Origin of the sequence: Pseudomonas alloputida (assembly GCF_021283545.2) — a bacterium.
GTDB lineage: Bacteria > Pseudomonadota > Gammaproteobacteria > Pseudomonadales > Pseudomonadaceae > Aquipseudomonas > Aquipseudomonas alloputida.
In genome coordinates, this window is record NZ_CP128540.1 from 2,704,204 (window position 1) to 2,720,146 (window position 15,943).

General features: G+C 63.8%; 17 protein-coding genes. 7 read left to right on the forward strand and 10 right to left on the reverse strand.

Annotated features, from left to right (window positions below; all coding sequences use genetic code 11):
* Window positions 1-80: 80 nt before the first annotated feature.
* The 4 genes from LU682_RS12360 to LU682_RS12375 all read right to left on the reverse strand — a co-directional run bounded on the left by LU682_RS12360 (window position 81) and on the right by LU682_RS12375 (window position 4,101).
* Entirely contained in the window at window positions 81-680 is a 600-nt protein-coding gene (locus tag LU682_RS12360) for an START domain-containing protein (RefSeq protein ID WP_010954388.1), read from the reverse strand.
* Between the two features lie 89 nt (window positions 681-769).
* A complete protein-coding gene (locus tag LU682_RS12365; RefSeq protein WP_003247865.1) occupies window positions 770-1,606 on the reverse strand; it encodes a bifunctional allantoicase/(S)-ureidoglycine aminohydrolase in 837 nt (278 codons plus the stop codon).
* Between the two features lie 133 nt (window positions 1,607-1,739).
* Window positions 1,740-3,104, reverse strand: a complete 1,365-nt coding sequence (locus tag LU682_RS12370; RefSeq protein WP_010954387.1) for an LLM class flavin-dependent oxidoreductase — start codon at window positions 3,102-3,104, stop codon at window positions 1,740-1,742.
* Window positions 3,105-3,120: 16 nt separating this feature from the next.
* Window positions 3,121-4,101 carry an aliphatic sulfonate ABC transporter substrate-binding protein gene (locus tag LU682_RS12375; protein ID WP_020191881.1) on the reverse strand — a complete coding sequence of 327 codons (981 nt, stop codon included), beginning with the start codon at window positions 4,099-4,101 and terminating at the stop codon, window positions 3,121-3,123.
* Between the two features lie 277 nt (window positions 4,102-4,378).
* Between LU682_RS12375 and LU682_RS12380 the strand changes: the two genes are divergently transcribed.
* Window positions 4,379-5,062, forward strand: a complete 684-nt coding sequence (locus LU682_RS12380; protein ID WP_010954385.1) for a TetR/AcrR family transcriptional regulator — start codon at window positions 4,379-4,381, stop codon at window positions 5,060-5,062.
* Window positions 5,063-5,100: 38 nt separating this feature from the next.
* Here LU682_RS12380 and LU682_RS12385 read toward each other — a convergent pair whose 3' ends face one another.
* Window positions 5,101-6,108 (reverse strand): GlxA family transcriptional regulator, encoded by a 1,008-nt coding sequence (locus LU682_RS12385; RefSeq protein WP_010954384.1) that lies wholly within the window; start codon window positions 6,106-6,108, stop codon window positions 5,101-5,103.
* A 161-nt stretch (window positions 6,109-6,269) separates the two neighbouring features.
* Here LU682_RS12385 and LU682_RS12390 point away from each other — a divergent pair, with 161 nt between their 5' ends.
* Window positions 6,270-6,740, forward strand: a complete 471-nt coding sequence (locus LU682_RS12390) for a hypothetical protein (RefSeq protein WP_019751835.1) — start codon at window positions 6,270-6,272, stop codon at window positions 6,738-6,740.
* A gap of 103 nt (window positions 6,741-6,843) precedes the next feature.
* Window positions 6,844-7,056 carry a PLDc N-terminal domain-containing protein gene (locus LU682_RS12395; RefSeq protein WP_003247877.1) on the forward strand — a complete coding sequence of 71 codons (213 nt, stop codon included), beginning with the start codon at window positions 6,844-6,846 and terminating at the stop codon, window positions 7,054-7,056.
* A gap of 44 nt (window positions 7,057-7,100) precedes the next feature.
* On the opposite strand, the gene LU682_RS12400 is transcribed toward LU682_RS12395, so the two are convergent.
* Entirely contained in the window at window positions 7,101-7,427 is a 327-nt protein-coding gene (locus LU682_RS12400; RefSeq protein WP_019751834.1) for a hypothetical protein, read from the reverse strand.
* A 188-nt stretch (window positions 7,428-7,615) separates the two neighbouring features.
* Here LU682_RS12400 and LU682_RS12405 point away from each other — a divergent pair, with 188 nt between their 5' ends.
* Both LU682_RS12405 and LU682_RS12410 read left to right on the forward strand, forming a co-directional pair.
* A complete protein-coding gene (locus tag LU682_RS12405; protein ID WP_010954380.1) occupies window positions 7,616-8,038 on the forward strand; it encodes a RidA family protein in 423 nt (140 codons plus the stop codon).
* Between the two features lie 149 nt (window positions 8,039-8,187).
* A complete protein-coding gene (locus tag LU682_RS12410) occupies window positions 8,188-9,060 on the forward strand; it encodes a DMT family transporter (RefSeq protein WP_010954379.1) in 873 nt (290 codons plus the stop codon).
* Here LU682_RS12410 and LU682_RS12415 read toward each other — a convergent pair.
* A complete protein-coding gene (locus LU682_RS12415) occupies window positions 9,057-9,776 on the reverse strand; it encodes a TorF family putative porin (RefSeq protein ID WP_010954378.1) in 720 nt (239 codons plus the stop codon). The genes LU682_RS12410 and LU682_RS12415 overlap by 4 nt on opposite strands.
* An 81-nt stretch (window positions 9,777-9,857) precedes the next feature.
* Window positions 9,858-10,109 (reverse strand): lipoprotein, encoded by a 252-nt coding sequence (locus LU682_RS12420; RefSeq protein ID WP_010954377.1) that lies wholly within the window; start codon window positions 10,107-10,109, stop codon window positions 9,858-9,860.
* Between the two features lie 245 nt (window positions 10,110-10,354).
* Here LU682_RS12420 and LU682_RS12425 point away from each other — a divergent pair, with 245 nt between their 5' ends.
* The gene (locus LU682_RS12425) at window positions 10,355-11,800 is read left to right on the forward strand and encodes a DUF3300 domain-containing protein (protein ID WP_010954376.1); all 1,446 of its coding nucleotides are present in this window, start codon (window positions 10,355-10,357) and stop codon (window positions 11,798-11,800) included.
* Window positions 11,797-12,690, forward strand: coding sequence for a DUF2950 domain-containing protein (locus LU682_RS12430; RefSeq protein ID WP_010954375.1), 894 nt, complete (start codon window positions 11,797-11,799; stop codon window positions 12,688-12,690). Before LU682_RS12425 ends, LU682_RS12430 begins: the two co-directional genes overlap by 4 nt.
* Window positions 12,691-12,750: 60 nt before the next feature.
* Here LU682_RS12430 and LU682_RS12435 read toward each other — a convergent pair whose 3' ends face one another.
* Window positions 12,751-13,707, reverse strand: coding sequence for an AraC-like ligand-binding domain-containing protein (locus LU682_RS12435; RefSeq protein WP_010954374.1), 957 nt, complete (start codon window positions 13,705-13,707; stop codon window positions 12,751-12,753).
* Between the two features lie 148 nt (window positions 13,708-13,855).
* The gene (capA, locus tag LU682_RS12440) at window positions 13,856-15,940 is read right to left on the reverse strand and encodes a caprolactamase subunit alpha (RefSeq protein ID WP_010954373.1); all 2,085 of its coding nucleotides are present in this window, start codon (window positions 15,938-15,940) and stop codon (window positions 13,856-13,858) included.
* Window positions 15,941-15,943 lie beyond the last annotated feature (3 nt).

The window sequence follows — 15,943 nt, forward strand, 5'->3', positions numbered from 1 at the left end:
GCGGAGCCAGGCCTTTTGCCAGGTGTATTGCACAAAAAGCTGCCGGCCCTGCTGCAGTCGGTCTGCAGCCTGCCGGCACTTCAAGGTTGGCGCTCAGCCACCGCTCGCAACGTACGCAACGTCACCACCGGCGTATCCACCACAAACCGGTTGGCCAGCCACCCTGGCACATCCCCGGCAGGGGCGGCCTGCAACTGGTAGGTCACCTCGGTCACCCGGTCACCCAGTGGTTTCATCTGCCACACACCACTCAGGTGCTCTACCCGGATCAGGCCGTCAACCTTGGGGATCCTGTCGGGATCGGCGCTCAGGTGGCGTACCAGGGTACCGTCGATCAGGCGTTCGCTGGTCACTTTCAGCACGATGTCCCGCGGCCTCGCCGGCCATGGCAGCTGGGTGGTCAGGTACACCCAGGTGTTGTCACCCTCCACATCCAGCAGCCGCATCTGGTCACAGGCGTACAGCCACTTGCAGGCCACCCGCAGGTTATCCTGCAGGTCAGTGAGCGTGCGCACGCTGGCTTTCATGGTGCTGACACCACGAAACTGCTGGTAGGACGAGGCGCCTGCGCTGCTCACGTAAACGCGAATGCCTTCGCGGTCGTAGGCCAGGCGCCAGTCATCGGCGGCCAGGGCAGAGGTGCACAGCAGCAAGGCAGCGAGCAGCAGGCAGCGGTTCATGGCCGGTACCCTGCAAGGGTGGGTATTTCAGTATGCGCGGCAAACAGAAAGCCCGCCAGGTTGGCGGGCTTGCGGGCATCAGCCTGGGCTTAGCGCTTGGGGTTCAGCGTCAGGTGTACGTGACGGTTCACGTCCTTGTACAGCAGGTAGCTAAAGTTGCCTGGGCCGCCGGCGTAGCAGGCTTGCGGGCAGAAGGCGCGCAGCCACATGAAGTCGCCGGCTTCCACTTCGACCCAGTCCTGGTTCAGGCGGTACACCGCCTTGCCTTCCAGCACGTACAGGCCGTGTTCCATCACGTGGGTTTCTGCGAACGGAATCACACCGCCCGGCTGGAAGGTGACGATGTTCACGTGCATGTCGTGGCGCATGTCGGCCATGTCGACAAAACGGGTGGTTTTCCAGCGGCCTTCGGTGCCCGGCATCTCGATGACGGTGGCGTTGTCGCGGTGGGTGACGAAGGATTCCGGTACGTCCAGGCCTTCAACCTTCTGGTAGTGCTTGCGCAGCCAGTGGAAGGTGACGTTGGACTTGCTGTTGTTGCGCAGGCTCCACTCGGCGCCCGGGGCCAGGAAGGCGTAGCCACCAGGTACCAGGGTGTGGTGTTTGCCTTCGACGGTGATGTCCAGTTCGCCTTCGACGATGAACACCACGGCTTCCGCATCGGCGTCCAGCTCTGGGCGCTCGCTGCCGCCTTCCGGGGCCAGTTCGACGATGTACTGGGAGAACGTTTCGGCAAAACCGGTCAGCGGGCGGGCGATAACCCACATGCGCATCTTGTCCCAGAAGGGCAGGTGGCTGGTGACGATGTCACGCATCACGCCTTTGGGGATGACGGCATAGGCTTCGGTGAACATGGCACGGTCAGTCAGCAGCTCGGTTTGAGCCGGGTGCCCACCGTGGGGGGCGAAGTATGAATGGTTCGACATGGACGATCTCGACTTGTTGTTCTCTCCCCATGCCTTGAACCGCACCGGCCGGTGCGGCGCAGGGGATGTGGCCACAGAATAGGGTCGAGTGCGTGGCATCCACAAATTAAATGTTGGAATACCCGGTATTTGATCACTGAATGCTGACCTGACGTCCAACGTGCCGTTCGGGCAGCTGGCCGCCGCGGCCGAACAGCTTGTGGCGCAGGGGGCCCTCGGTGTAGCTCAGCGGGTAGCGGCCGCGCCGTTGCAGCTCGGGCACCAGCAGGTCGACTACATTGGCCAGGTCGTCCGGTTGCACGGCGTAGGTCAGGTTGAAACCGTCGATGCCGGTATGGTCCAGCCAGGTTTCCAGCTGGTCGGCCACCTCGCTGGCAGCGCCGATCAGCACGGGGCCGCGACCGCCCAGGCCAACGAACTCGGCGGCTTCGCGTACGGTCCAGCGGCGAGTGGGGTCGGCGGCGGTAAAGGCTGCGAGGGCGGCACGGCCAGCATCGTTCTCGACGTACTCGATCGGTGCATCGGGGTCGAGGCCGGCGAAGTCGATACCGGTCCAGCCAGACAGCAGCGCCAGGGCAGCGTCCGGGTCGACATAGCGGCGATAGTCGTTAAAGCGGGCCTCGGCCTCTTCCCGCGTGGGGGCGACGATCAACAGCGCCTGGGCGTAGATCAGCACTTCGTCACGGCCACGCCCGGCCGCTTCGCAGGCCTGGCGGATGCCGTCGGCGTAGCGGCGCAGCACCGTCGGCGTTGGCCCGCTGATGAACACGCATTCGGCATGCCGTGCGGCAAACTGCTGGCCGCGTGCCGACGCACCGGCCTGGAACAACACCGGGGTGCGTTGCGGCGATGGCTGGCACAGGTGCATGCCGGGCACCTGGAAGTGCTCGCCCACATGGTTGATCGGGTGTACCCGCGAGGGTTCGATATAGCGCCCGCTTTCACGCTCCAGCAGCACGGCGTCGTCGTCCCAGCTTTTCTCCCACAGCTTGTACAGCACCTGCAGGTATTCCTCGGCCAGGTCGTAGCGTTGGTCGTGGCCCCGTTGACGCGCCAGGCCGAGGTTGCGCGCAGCGCTGTCCAGATACCCGGTGACGATGTTCCAGCCGACCCGGCCATTGCTCAGGTGGTCGAGCGTGGACATGCGCCGGGCGAAGGGGTAGGGGTGTTCGTAGGTCAGCGAAAAGGTGACACCAAAACCCAGGTGTTCGGTCACCCCGGCCATTGCCGGCACCAGCAGCAGCGGATCATTGACCGGCACCTGCACGCCACCGCGCAGGGCGGCTTGCGGGCTGCCTTGATAGACGTCGTAGATACCCAGCACATCGGCGATGAACAGGGCGTCGAACAGGCCGCGTTCGAGCAGGCGGGCCAGGTCGGTCCAGTAGCTCAGGCGGTTGAACGCCACACTGGTGTTGCGCGGATGGCGCCACAGCCCAGGGGACTGGTGGCTGGCAGCGTTCATGCTGAAGGCGTTGAAGCGGATCGGGCGAGGCATGGTCAGCGCGCTCCGTTCAAGGCAACACAGAGGCCGGGTAGACCGCTTCGGCCACCTGTAGCTTGCGTGGAATCAGGCCCAGGCCCTGGAAGGTGTCAGCCAGCTTCTGTTGTTCGGCAACGATCTGCGGGGTGATAGCGACGGCGTTGTAGTTGCGCCGTTCGCTGGCCACTTCCAGCACCTGGGTGCTGATCCCCAGCTGCGGTGCCAGCAGCGCGGCCACTTCGGCAGGCTTGGCGTTGGCCCACTGGCTGACCTTGCCCAGCTCGGCAAAGAAGGTTTTCAGCAGAGCACGGTGCTGGTCGGCAAAGCTGGCTGTGGACAGGTAGAAGGTGCGGTTGTTGGACAGGCCGCTGCCGTCGCGCAGGTTCTTCAGCCCTGGCTGGCTTTCTGCGGCGGCGAGGAACGGGTCCCAAAGGGTCACGGCCTGCACGCTGCCCGATTGCAGGGCGGCCACGGCATCGGCGGCATTGTTGACGTATGCGGGGGTAATGTCCTTGTAACTGAGCCCAGCCTGCTGCAGGGCTACGGCCAGCAGGTACTGGGCATTCCAGCCGCGGCCCGTGGCCACACGCTTGCCTTTCAGGTCCTGCACACTGGCCAGGTGGTCCTGCTCGCGCACGACCAGGCCGATGCCGCGTGGGTAGGGTTGTTCGGCAGCCAGGTAGACCACAGGCTTGCCTGCGGCCTGGGCGAACACCGAGGGGGCATCGGCTGCGTGGCCGAGGTCGATGGCGCCGGTGCTCAATGCCTCCAGTAGCTGGGGGCCGGCGGCGAACTCATGCCAGCTGACCTTCACACCTTGCGGTGCCAGGGCCTTCTCCAGGGCGCCGCTGCCTTTGAGGATGTTGATGCTGTTGAATTTCTGGTAGCCGATGCGCAGTGTCCTGGCGTCGTCGGCAATGGCTTCGGACCAGGGCAGCAGGGCGCTGGCGACGCTGGCCAGTAAACCGCCGATCAGCAGACGGCGTAATGGGGAGAAGGCATGTTTGGGCATGGGCATTGCTCCTTGAATCGGGTGAGAGTCGATCTGCCCAGACTAAGGAGGTGGCGTTTGGCTTTCAATTTATATATTCCAGTTTGTTAGATTGTTTTGTTATTTTTATATCCTTTTGTTTGTATGGCTTGGCGTCTATCGTTGCAGGAGCGGCCATGGGCCGCGAAAGGCTTGCCGATGGCCAAGGCATGATGGCTACCCGACCAACAGCGTGCTTCCCTGCATGGCCGCGCTAACGGATAATCCCGGCATTCCAATAAACAGCCTGTGAGTGGGTATGAGTGATTCCGTAGTCGGCCTCGGCCAGCCTGAAACCGAAGGGGGGCGCAAAACGCGCAAGAACAACCCTGAGAAAACACGCGAGGACATCCTCCAGGCCGCCATCAACGAGTTCGTTCAGCAAGGGCTGGCCGGCGCCCGCGTCGACGCCATCGCCGAACGCACCGCCACTTCCAAGCGCATGATCTACTACTACTTCGGCAGCAAGGAGCAGCTGTATTGCGAGTGCCTGGTGAAGTTGTACGGGGATATCCGCAAGACCGAACAGAGCCTGGACCTGGAGTCGTTACCGGCTGAGCAGGCGATCCGCCGCCTGGTGGAGTTCACCTTCGATCACCATGACCGCAACGTCGATTTCGTGCGCATCATCTGCACCGAAAACATCCACTATGGCGAGTACGTCAAGCAGTCGCCGGCCATTCGCGAAATGAGCAGCCTGGTGCTGGAGGCCTTGGGCAACACCCTGCGCCGTGGCGTTCAGGAAGGCGTGTTCCGCGCCGGCATCGAGGTCATCGACCTGCACATGCTGATGAGCTCGTTCTGCTTCTACCGAGTGTCGAACCGCCATACCTTTGGCGAGATCTTCCAGATCGACCTGTCTGATGAGCAAATAAAGCTGCGCCACAAAGCCATGATCTGTGATGCGGTGTTGCGGTACATCCAGCTCGAGCCTCGTACCTGAGATTGCTCGAGCGCCTGGGCTGGCTCAAAGGGCCTCGGTCACTCGCCCAGCCGTTGCTCGCGCGACGGCGGGTAGCCGAAATACGCCGCATAGCACTTGCTGAAGTGCGACACCGAGACAAACCCGCAGGCCACCGCCACTTCCATCACCGACAGGTCGGAATACTGCAGCAGCCGGCGGCTCTTGGTGATGCGCAGCTCCATGTAATAGCGCCGGGGCGACGTGCCCAGCTGGGCCTGGAACAGGCGGTCGATCTGCCGCCGCGAGCGCCCGCTGTAGGCGGCCAACTGGTCGAGGCTGAGGGTTTCCTCGAGGTTGTTCTCCATCAGCTCGACAATGGTGCGCAGGTGCAGGCTCATGGACTTCTTCGCCCCAGGACCCACCTGGCGGTAGCGCGCACCGGAGAATGAAAGGATTTCCTCGACGCCTTCGGCCAGGCCATCACCATACAGCCGGCGTACCAGGCCCAGCATCAGCTCCATGGCGCCATTGGGGCTGGCGGCGCTGAGGCGGTCACGGTCGAGGGTAAAGCTGGCCGGGGTGATGCGGGTTTGCGGGCTGCGCTCCGACAGGCTGGCACGTTGCTCGGGGTGGATGCTGCAACCGTAGTCGTCCAGCACCCCGGCACGGCCAAGGAACCAGGCGCCGTTCCACAAGCCGCCCAAGGCCATGCCGTGGGCGGCGCAATCGTTTAGCAGGCGATCGAGTTCCGGGTACTTGAGTGGTGTGCGCAAGCCGCCGCAGACCACCAGCAGGTCCAGCTCCTTCAGCGCCGCAGCGGACAGCTCGGTGGCCACCAGTTCCAGCCCCAGGTCGCTGAGCACCCGGTCGCCGTCCAGCGACAGCGGGGTGAACTGGAAGCTGTCGGCACGTAGCAGGTTGGCCGTGACCAGTACGTCCATGGCCACCGTGAAACTGGCCATCGAGAAGTGTTCGAGCAGGATGAAGTCGACCCGATAGGGCGCCTGGGCATTGGCGCCGCTTGTTTTGAGCCGTAGCATGTTGCTGGTGCTGGTCTTTTGGCTGAACTGGCGTGGCGTGGGCACTCTGAACTCCGCTTCCTGGCTGGCCCGCAGAGTGTGGACGGTGCCCGGAGGAAAGACAATCTCCCCGGTGGCTGTGTCGTATTACAGGTCGTGTTCAGGCAAACCAGCCTGTCCTGGTGCTTTACCGCTATGCTGACCTCCCGTCATTGAGGATGCGCCTGATGAGATATGCCGCTGTAGTGTTGCTCAGCCTGTTGCCGTTGCTGGCCAACGCCTTGGAGCAGGGCGACAAGCTCGCCCCGTTTACACTGCTCGACCAGTACGACCAGGCCTACAGCCTTGGTGCCGACACGCAGATTTTACTGGTGGCGCGCGATATGGACGGTGCCAAGCTGGTCAAGGCGGCACTGGCCGAGCAGCCCAAGGGCTACCTGGAAGCACGCGCCGCTGTATTCGTGGCCGACATTCAGCGCATGCCTGCGCTGATCAGCAAACTGTTCGCGGTCCCGGCCATGCGCGATTACAGCTACCGGGTGCTGCTCGACCGTGATGGGCGAGTGGCCAGCCGGTACCCCGGGCAGGAGGGCCAGGTGCAGTGGTTGCAACTGCAGCAGGGCGTGCTGGTCAGCCAGCGGGCGTTCACCGATGCAGCGGCGTTGAAGGCTGCACTGGAGAATGCACCACGGCAATGAGGCCCTATCGCCGCGCCTGCAAAGAGGCGCGGTGAGTCAAATCAATCTGAACCCTCAGCGCTTGCAGCAACCCAACCCAATACATGCCATTGGGAGAGCGCTCATGGAAATCGGTACGATCTGGATCATCATCGCGGCCTTGGTCATTCTGCTGGAGATCTGGGCCATCTGGCACATCATCGGCAGTGAACGGCGCGCCGAGCGCAAGATGCTGTGGATCGTCTTCGTGGTCTACGCACCCTTCCCCGGTTTGCTGTTCTGGGCCTGGCGCGGTCCGAGGGCGGTGAAGGGCAGGGCGGTGTTGCAGGAAAAATGACGGTTTGCGGCCTCGGGCGCGGGGGCGCCTGAGGCCGTCGAGGGTCATTTGGGCAGGATGTCGAAACGCATGGCAGGACCCAGCCCGTCCACCATCAGGCAGCCGTAGAACTTCACGGTGGACAGTACGCGCAGTTCCTTGAGCGCGTCATGGATGTAATCGCGGACCAGCTTTTCAGCCTCCCGCTTGCGGTCAGCGAGGGTGGTGCCATTGAGTGTGATCATGCCAAGCAGCGTGGTTTCAATGTGCTCGACGGTGTCCAGGCCGAGCTTTTCCCGCAGATGCAGACGTGCCTGTGCCGCATCGGTTTCATCGTACGCAGGGTTGTGCGGTTTGATGGTGTAGGCCAGCTGAAAATCAAATTTGCTCATTGGTTTTCCTTCTTGGTTAAAGGCCTCCATGCCGGGCTTTGCAATCTAAGGCCTGACAGCCGCTGCGCAAACACACGCTTGGTTCCAACATGACGATGCCTTGTACGAAATGTCCTACTTCAGGCTTGACCTCGAGTTAACTTAAGGTCCGATACTCCGACGCTCTTCCAACCGAGCGAGGGCTTGTCGTGACCCCATCAAGCGCATTCCAGCTAAGCAACCCCGAAGGCCTCTACGACCCCAGTGGCAACGCCTACTCCCATGTCGCCGAAGTGCGCGCTGACAGCCGTCTGCTGTTCATCGCCGGTCAGGGTGGGGAGGATAGCCAGGGCCAGTTGTCACCTGTGTTCGCCGAACAGGCCCGGCAGGCGCTGGCCAACCTGGAGCGGGCCCTGGCGTCGAAAGGTGCCAGCCTGGCCCAGGTGTTCAAGCTGACCCTGCTGATTGTCGAGCACTCCGAAGCGCGCCTGCACCAATGGGTGGCTGAGGCCGACAGGGCCTGGGGAGCGCACATGAAACCGACCTGCACGCTGATACCGGTGCCCCGGCTGGCACTGGACGGCATGCTGGTGGAGATCGAAGCAGTAGCCGCCGTCTTGCTCAAAACCTGAAAAGCCGGCTCGGTCGCCCGTGGGCGCGGGTTTACCCGCGAACACCGGCGTAGCCGGTGCCATCCTCACGGTGGTTCTTCCTTGTATATCGGTGCCGGTCCTGACTAAATGCCGCTATAACAACAATCCCACTCAGAGGTGACCACACCATGAGTACAGGCACGACCACGCTTACTGACCGCAAGACCAGCGCCTGGCTTTGGCCTGCCCTTTTCAGTCTGGTGGCGTTTGCCGCCAACTCGGTGTTCTGCCGGCTGGCGCTGAAAGACGGGGCCATCGACCCGGTATCCTTCACCGCGGTACGCCTGGCCAGTGGAGCGCTGTTTCTGCTGTTGCTGATTCGCCTGCGCAGCCCGGTGCACACCATGGGCGGCAGTTGGTGGGGCGGCTTGGCCCTGTTCCTGTACGCGTTCCTGTTTTCTGCGGCTTACCTGCAACTGGGGGCAGGGGTGGGGGCGTTGTTGCTGTTCGGTGCCGTGCAGATCACTATGTTCGGCTTCGCGTGGTACAGGGGCGAACACATCACGGTACGCATGCTGCTGGGCATGCTGATTGCCTTTACCGGCCTACTGGTGCTGCTGTTGCCTGGCGTCTCGGCGCCGCCGTTGGCCAGTGCCTTGCTGATGGCCCTGTCCGGTGTGGCCTGGGGGGTGTATACGCTACTGGGCAAAGGCTCGCCCAGGCCGCTGGCCGACACTGTCGGCAATTTTGCCCGCAGCTTGCCGTGCCTGGTGCTGCTGCTACCAATGCTGTTGCTGGGTGCCGGCCCGCACCTCACACCGCTTGGCTTGTTGTATGCCTTGGGTTCCGGTGTGCTGGCTTCTGGCGCAGGCTATGCCGTTTGGTATGGCGTGGTCAGGCAGATCAGTGCGCAACAGGCGGCGACCCTGCAACTGAGTGTGCCGCTGATTGCCGCCCTGGGCGGGGTTGCCCTGATTGGCGAACCGGTGTCATTGCGCTTGTTGATCGCCTGTGTGGTGGTGTTGGGCGGCATTGCCCTGGCGCTGGCGCCGCGCCGTTAAAAAAAGCTGCGCTGGGCCTTGAATGTGACCACGCTGTCGCAATAGGTATTGATGCCCGAATAGGCATCGCAGCTCGCGCCACTGAGGCTGGAGTTGCTGTAGATTAGGTTCAGGTCGATGCCCAGCCAGGGCCGCGACAGCTCCAGCGACCAATCGGAAAAGGTATTCACCTGGCTGCCATCGCCAATGGTGAACGGCGTGCCCAGGCGGTGGTGGGCGAGCTTGACGGTGAAGTCGACGTCGAACATCGGCAGATGGCCGAAGTCGGCGAACAGCGTGCCCGTGCGGTTGTCGGGGTTGTCGCGCAGCGCCCCGCCGAAGCGGCTGCCCAGCACCGAGATCCCCCCATACAGGGCGTAGCTGTCGGGGCCTGCGATATTGGGCTGACTGTAATGGATCAACCCTACCTCGTAGCCCAGGCTGCTGTCGAAATGGTGCTTGTAGCCCAGGTAGCTGTCCAGGCGCAGGGTCGAGTTGGGGGTGACGCCCATGCTTGGGGCGTACTGGCCCAGGTACCAGCCATTGGGGTGGCTGAGGTCGAGCCCGCCATGGAATGCGCCAACGGCACTGGGTGAGATAAGCCCTTGCGCCATGCTGCGTGAGGGGGTGGTGCCGAGTGTGAAGTCGAAATCGCCCAGTTGGCGTTTCATCTGCTGGGCTTGCGACGCGGGGCTTAAAAGCAGCGCAGCACTCAGCAACAGAAGGGGCCTGATCATGGTCTCCGTCCTGGAAGGCTTGCGGTTGAGCGGTAGAGGATACCTGCGCAGGTGGAGGGAGGGAACCGCCGGTTAGCCCGTTCAGCCTTTGGTCGAAGGTTCAGCGTCGGCAGCTTCGGTCACGACAGGCAGGTTACCGGCACGCAGGATCACCCGCCGTTGCTGCTCGTAATTGTCCAGTGACAGGCCGCGGCGCTGCAAGGCTTCCAGTTGCAACTGGCGAGTTTCCTCGGCGGTGTACGGGCGCAGTTCAGGGTGGCTGGCACAGCCGCTGATCACGGCGATGGCAGAAGCGACAAGGGTGGCGGACAGCTGGCGGGCCAAGGTGTTCATCGGTTAGCTCCAGGGCAGTCTAGGAAGCAGCGTGGGGATGGCGCTAGGTTATGCGGCCACAGCGTTCGGTAGAAATTGCCCTGCTCGATAGTGACTATCGACGGTTCCAGCGAAGTCCACCTATAGACTCGAACGCATCAACCATCCCACCTTTGAAGCGCGAAAAGTTTGCGTCCCCTCGTCTGGTCAAAAGCACTGCCATTGCTACCCTTAACCCACGCGGTCTGACCTCATGGGGATAAGCGATGCGCATGCCATTGTTTGCTTTCCTGTCGGCACTGCTTTGCCTGAGCGCTGCCCCTGGCCTGGTGCAGGCCGCAGACGTGCCCGCGCCGGATCCGGCGCCTTCCGCTGCCACGCTCGTAGCCAAGGACCCGGTGTTCTCCCAGGAGCAACTGGACCAGATGCTGGCCCCCATTGCCTTGTACCCTGATCAGTTGCTGGCTCAGGTGCTGATGGCGTCAACCTACCCGGGGCAGGTCAATGAAGCCGTGACCTGGTCCAAGGCCAACCCCAAGGCCACCGGCGACGATGCAGTCAGGCAAGTGGCCAAGCAGCCCTGGGACCCTAGCGTACAGGCACTGGTGGCCTTCCCGCAGGTGCTGGCAACGCTTGGCCAGGACCCGGTCTGGGTGCAGCGCCTGGGCGATGCTTTCCTCGCCCAGCCCGATGATGTCATGGGCAGCGTGCAGCGTTTGCGCCACCAGGCGCAGGCCGCCGGCAATCTGCAGAGCAGCCAGTACCAGAATGTAACCGTGCAGACCGCACCTGCACCTGCGCCAGCCGCCAGCGGCAGCAGCACCCAAGGGGCAGCGGCCAGCAGCCCGCCCACCACCATCGTCATCGAGCCGGCCGACCCGCAAGTGGTGTATGTGCCCAGCTATAACCCGACCACCACCTATGGCACCTGGGCCTACCCGGCCTCGCCGCCCATGTACTACCCCGGTTCCGCGCTGGTGGCCGGCCTGGCCTTCGGTACCGGCGTGGCGATTGTCGCCTCGTTGTGGGGCGATTGCGACTGGGACAACAATGACATCGACATTGACGTCAACCGCTACAACAACCTCAACGTCAACAACCGCATCACCAACAACCAGAACAAATGGCAGCACAATTCCGCCAACCGAGACGGTGTGCCATACCGCGACTCTCGCAGCCGTCAGCAGTATGGCCGCCAACTGGACGGTGCCACTCAGCGCACCGCGTTCCGCGGCGACGACGCCCAACGGGCCCAGGCCCGAGACAAAGCCAGGGCATCGATGGACCGCGCAGGTATCGAACGGCCGGCTACCAGTAACCGTCAGGCCCGCGAGCAAATGCGCGAGGCCAAGGCAGGCAGTCCCGACGGCAACCGCATGCTGTCCCGGGATGATGGCGCGCGGGCTACTGACCGTCGGCAGGATACCCGCAATGACCAAGGCCGCCAGCAGAACGGCAACCTGGCCAATCAACGCCGGCAGGGCGACGGCCAGGTGCGGCAGCCGGCGCAGAGCCGTCCTGCCAATACGGCAGGCCGTGCCCGCAACAATGCCTTCGACGGTGTGCGCTCGCCGTCGCGCACCAGCGTGCAGGCCAACCGCGGCCGTACCAGCCAGTCGTTCGCTCAGCGGCCCGGTGCGTCGCGTGCCGCCGGGCACCCGATCTCCCGGCCCAGTGCGCCCGCGCGTCGCGGCGCAGGAGGCCGTCGATGAAGCGCCCAACACTCGCTGCATTGCTGCTGACGGCAGGTCTGGCCTGGTCGTTCGTGGCCGCTGCCCAGCAAGCCTTCCCAACGCCGGAGAAGGCCGTGGAAGCCTTTGTCGCGGCGCTGGGCCAGGAAAAACCTGATGAAGCCCGCCTGGCCCAGTTGCTGGGCGATGACTGGCGCACCTACATACCGCGCGGTGGTGTGCAACGCAGCGATGTGGATACCTTTCTCGAGCAGTATCGCGCACAGCACAGCATCGACATGTCAGGCGAGGGCAAGGCCATCCTGGCGGTGGGCGCCGGTCACTGGACCTTGCCCATACCGCTGACCAGAACCAGCCAGGGCTGGCGCTTCGACCTCAAGGCGGGCAGTGCCGAAATCCGCGCCCGTCGTATCGGGCGCAACGAGCTGGGTGTTCTGCAGTCGCTGTTGGCCTATCACGATGCGCAAATGGACTACGCGACCCAGGACCATAACGGCAATGGTGCGCTGGAGTACGCACAGAAGATTTTCAGCGAGCCGGGCAAGCATGACGGGCTGTATTGGGATGACGATGGCGACGGTGACGTCAGCCCGTTGGGCCCGCTGTTCGGCCAGGATGTGGTCGGTGACGCCTGGTATGGCTACCACTTCCGCATCCTGGATGCACAGGGCCCATCCGCCCCGGGCGGTGCCTACAGCTACCTGATCGGCAACCAGATGAGCCGTGGCTTCGCCATGGTCGCCTGGCCGGCCAAGTACGACGACACCGGGGTGATGAGCTTCATGATCAGCCATGACGGCCAAGTGTTCGAGAAAGACCTCGGGCCGCATGGCGACAGGCTGGCGAAGGAGATGAAACGCTTCGACCCGGATGACAGCTGGAAAGTGGTGGATGTGGCGGCGGGGGATTGAGCCCGCACAGCCAACGCAGCTGCGGCCCCTGTGCAAGCGGGCACGTTTCCGTAGCTTTTATCAGTGCGTACGCGTAGCCCGCACTTCGCTCGCCGTGCACCCATACTGCTGGCGAAACGCGCGGGTGAATTGCGCCTGGTCGGCAAAACCCCAGCGAAATGCCAGTTCGCCGATGGCCAGGTGGCAATGCGGGTCGCGCAGTTGCCGGTGCACGGCCTCCAGGCGTTGAAGGCGTACCCACTCATTAAGGGTGTAGGGCGTGATCGCGAACAGCTTGTGCAGATAACGCAGCGACAGCCCACAGGCGCCGGCGATGGTTTGTGGCGACAGCTCGGGGTCACCCAGGTTTTGCTGCACGTACTGCTCGACCCGCGTCAGGTGCAGGGTGCTGAGGTTGCTGCCTTCGCTGCCCAGCACGCGCTCATCCTGCTGCAAGGCCAGCAGCAGGGTGGCGGAGGCCTGTTCCAGCAGTAAATGCCGGGCTGCCGGGGGGCTGGTGTCGAAATGGCGGGCACACAGGTCGAGTTGCTCGACGAAGATGCGCCCCAGGCCCTGACGGGCGTCGAAGCAATGCCGGGTATAGCGCTTGTGCCCCAGCAGGTTGGCTTTGAGCGCACGCTCGGGCAGCTTGAGCACCCACAAGTCGTTCTGCGTGCCGTAGTGGAAGCGGTAGGGTGCATCGCCGCGCTCGACGATGAAACCGCCCGGGCTGCAACTGATCTGGTGGCCGTCCTGTTCAAAGTGCACCTCGCTGCCATGCGGCACGGTCACCAGGTAGAACGCTTCATGGTCCTGGCCGATGTGCGCTTTGCTGCGTGAGTAACCCAGCTGGCTGGACCGCAGGCGCGACAGGCTGAGCGGCGTGCTCGGCGTACTCCAGCGCTGCAGGTGGCCATCGAACGGCTGTCCGGCAGCAAATTCAAGGCTCAATGGGAAATAGGTGTCACTGATGGCTTCGGCCCAGCGTACCTGGCGCTCTGGCTGTGGCCAGCCGTGGGTCGAGAGTTCTGTGGGCATGGTGGGTCCTTTTTCAAAGAGGGCAGCATTGAAAAAAGGAACTGCAGGCAAGCTACTCAAGCAGCTCTTGTTATTGTACGAACCGCCCGGCAGCGCAAAACTGCCGGGCGGTTATCAGGCCCATGATCGGCGCGCGCCGACCGCAAGATCAACCCCCGCGTGTCACCCGGTAGGTGGCCGAAGGCTCCAGGCGAGCCTGCCAGCCGGGTGGCAGGACAATATTGGTGGTGTCTTCCTCGATCACACAGGGGCCATGCACGGTCTGCCCAGGCAACAGGTGGTTGCCGTTGAACACCGGTGTGGGCTGCCATTCACCGTCGGCACTGAACAGCATCGGGCGGACGGATTGCGCGGTGGGGGCGGGGGGCTCGGCCGGCCCCTGCAGCTCGGGTTGCGGCGGGCGTGGCAGGTGGCCGATCACCGAGCACTCCAGGTTCACCAGCTCCACCGGGCTGGCGGGTTCGCTGTACGAGTACAGGGTCTGGTGCCGGCTGTGGAAGCGGCTGATCAGCGCGGCCAGCCCTGCCTCGTCCAGGCTGTGCTGCTGCAGGTCCACACTGCACTCATGAATCTGCCCCAGGTAGCGCATCTCCAGGGTGTAGTGGCAACTGCTGGCCTGGTCGCCAAAGCCGTCTTCGCGCAGGTTGGCAAGGCCTTGCTGACGTAGTTCGGCGAGGGCCTGGTTGAGTTGCGCCAGGTCGACGTGCCCGGCGTCCAGGCGCATCGACAGGCTGGTGAGCTGGTCGTAGCGCACGTCGGACAGGATCTGGCCGAACGCACACAAGCCCGAGGCCACCTTGGGGATCAGCACGGTGTGCATGCCAATTTCTTCGGCCAGGCGCACCACGTGCATGCCCGCCGCACCGCCCGCGCCGATCAGGGCGAAGTCACGCGGGTCGTGACCGCGCTCGATCGATACGCGCCGGATGCCGTTGACCATGTTCAGGTTGACCAGGGTAGTGATGCCGAATGCCGCGCGTTCCACACTGATGCCCAGCGGTTCGGCGATCTTGCTCCGGATGGCGTCCAGCGCGGCCTGGCGGTTCAGGCGGATACTGCCGCCCAGCAGTGCGCCGTCGGGCAGGTAGCCAAGAGCCAGGTTGGCGTCGGTGACCGTGGGTTCGCGGCCACCCTTGCCGTAGCACACCGGCCCAGGCATGGCGCCGGCGCTGCGCGGTCCGACCTGGAGCATGCCAAACTCGTCCAGGTGGGCGATGGAGCCACCGCCGGCACCCAGGGTCTCCACCTGGATCATCGGCACGCCGATGCGCTGGCGCAGGAAGTCCACGTCCTTGCTGAAGTTGGTGCGTCCGGCGTTGGTCAGGGTGATGTCGAACGAGGTGCCGCCCATGTCCACGGTAATGACGTTGTCGATACCGAACGGCCTCGCTACCGCCAACCCGGCTTGTGGTGCCGAGGCCGGACCGGAGTTGATCGCGTTGACGGCGCGCTCACGCATCAGGTGCCCGGGCGCCAACCCGCCGTTGGACTGGAAGTAGCGTACTGGCTGCTGTGCGCCAAGCTCCTGGAACAGGTTGTCGATGCGCGCCACGTAACGTGCCATTACCGGGCTGAGGTAGGCGTTGACCACGGTGGTGGAGGTGCGGGTGTATTCGCGAATCTGCGGGAACACCTCGCAGCCGGTGCAGACGAACACTTCCGGCAGGGCAGCCCGTACCAGTTCGGCGGCCCGCTGTTCGTGGCTGGGGTTGCGCACCGACCACAGGAAGGAAATGGCCACGGCCTGCACGCCTTCGGCACGGAAGTAGTCGATGGCGGCATGGATGGCGGCTTCGTCCAGCGGGCTGTGCTCACGGCCATCGCCAAGGATTCGGCCACCGATCGGGCGGCGCAGGTGGCGTGGGGCAAGCATGTGTGCCGGCGGGTAATGGGCGTCGTAGCGGTGTCCTTCTTCCTTGTGCCCCAGGCGGATTTCCAGGCTGTCCTCGTGCCCCTCGGTGCACAGCAGGCCCACCTTGACCCCGGTGCGCTCGATCAGCGCGTTGAGGGCCACGGTGGTGCCGTTGATGCACAGGTCACAGTTGGCGATCAGTTCGGCCGGGCTACGCCCGGTGGCGTCGGCGATCTGTGCCAGGCCGGCGCGAATGGCCAGGGTGCCGTCCTGGGGCGTGGACGGGGCCTTGAACAGCTGCACGCCGCCGTCGCGATCGGCCAGGATGAAATCGGTGAAAGTGCCGCCGGCGTCTACGCCCAGGCGATATTGGTTACGCATGCG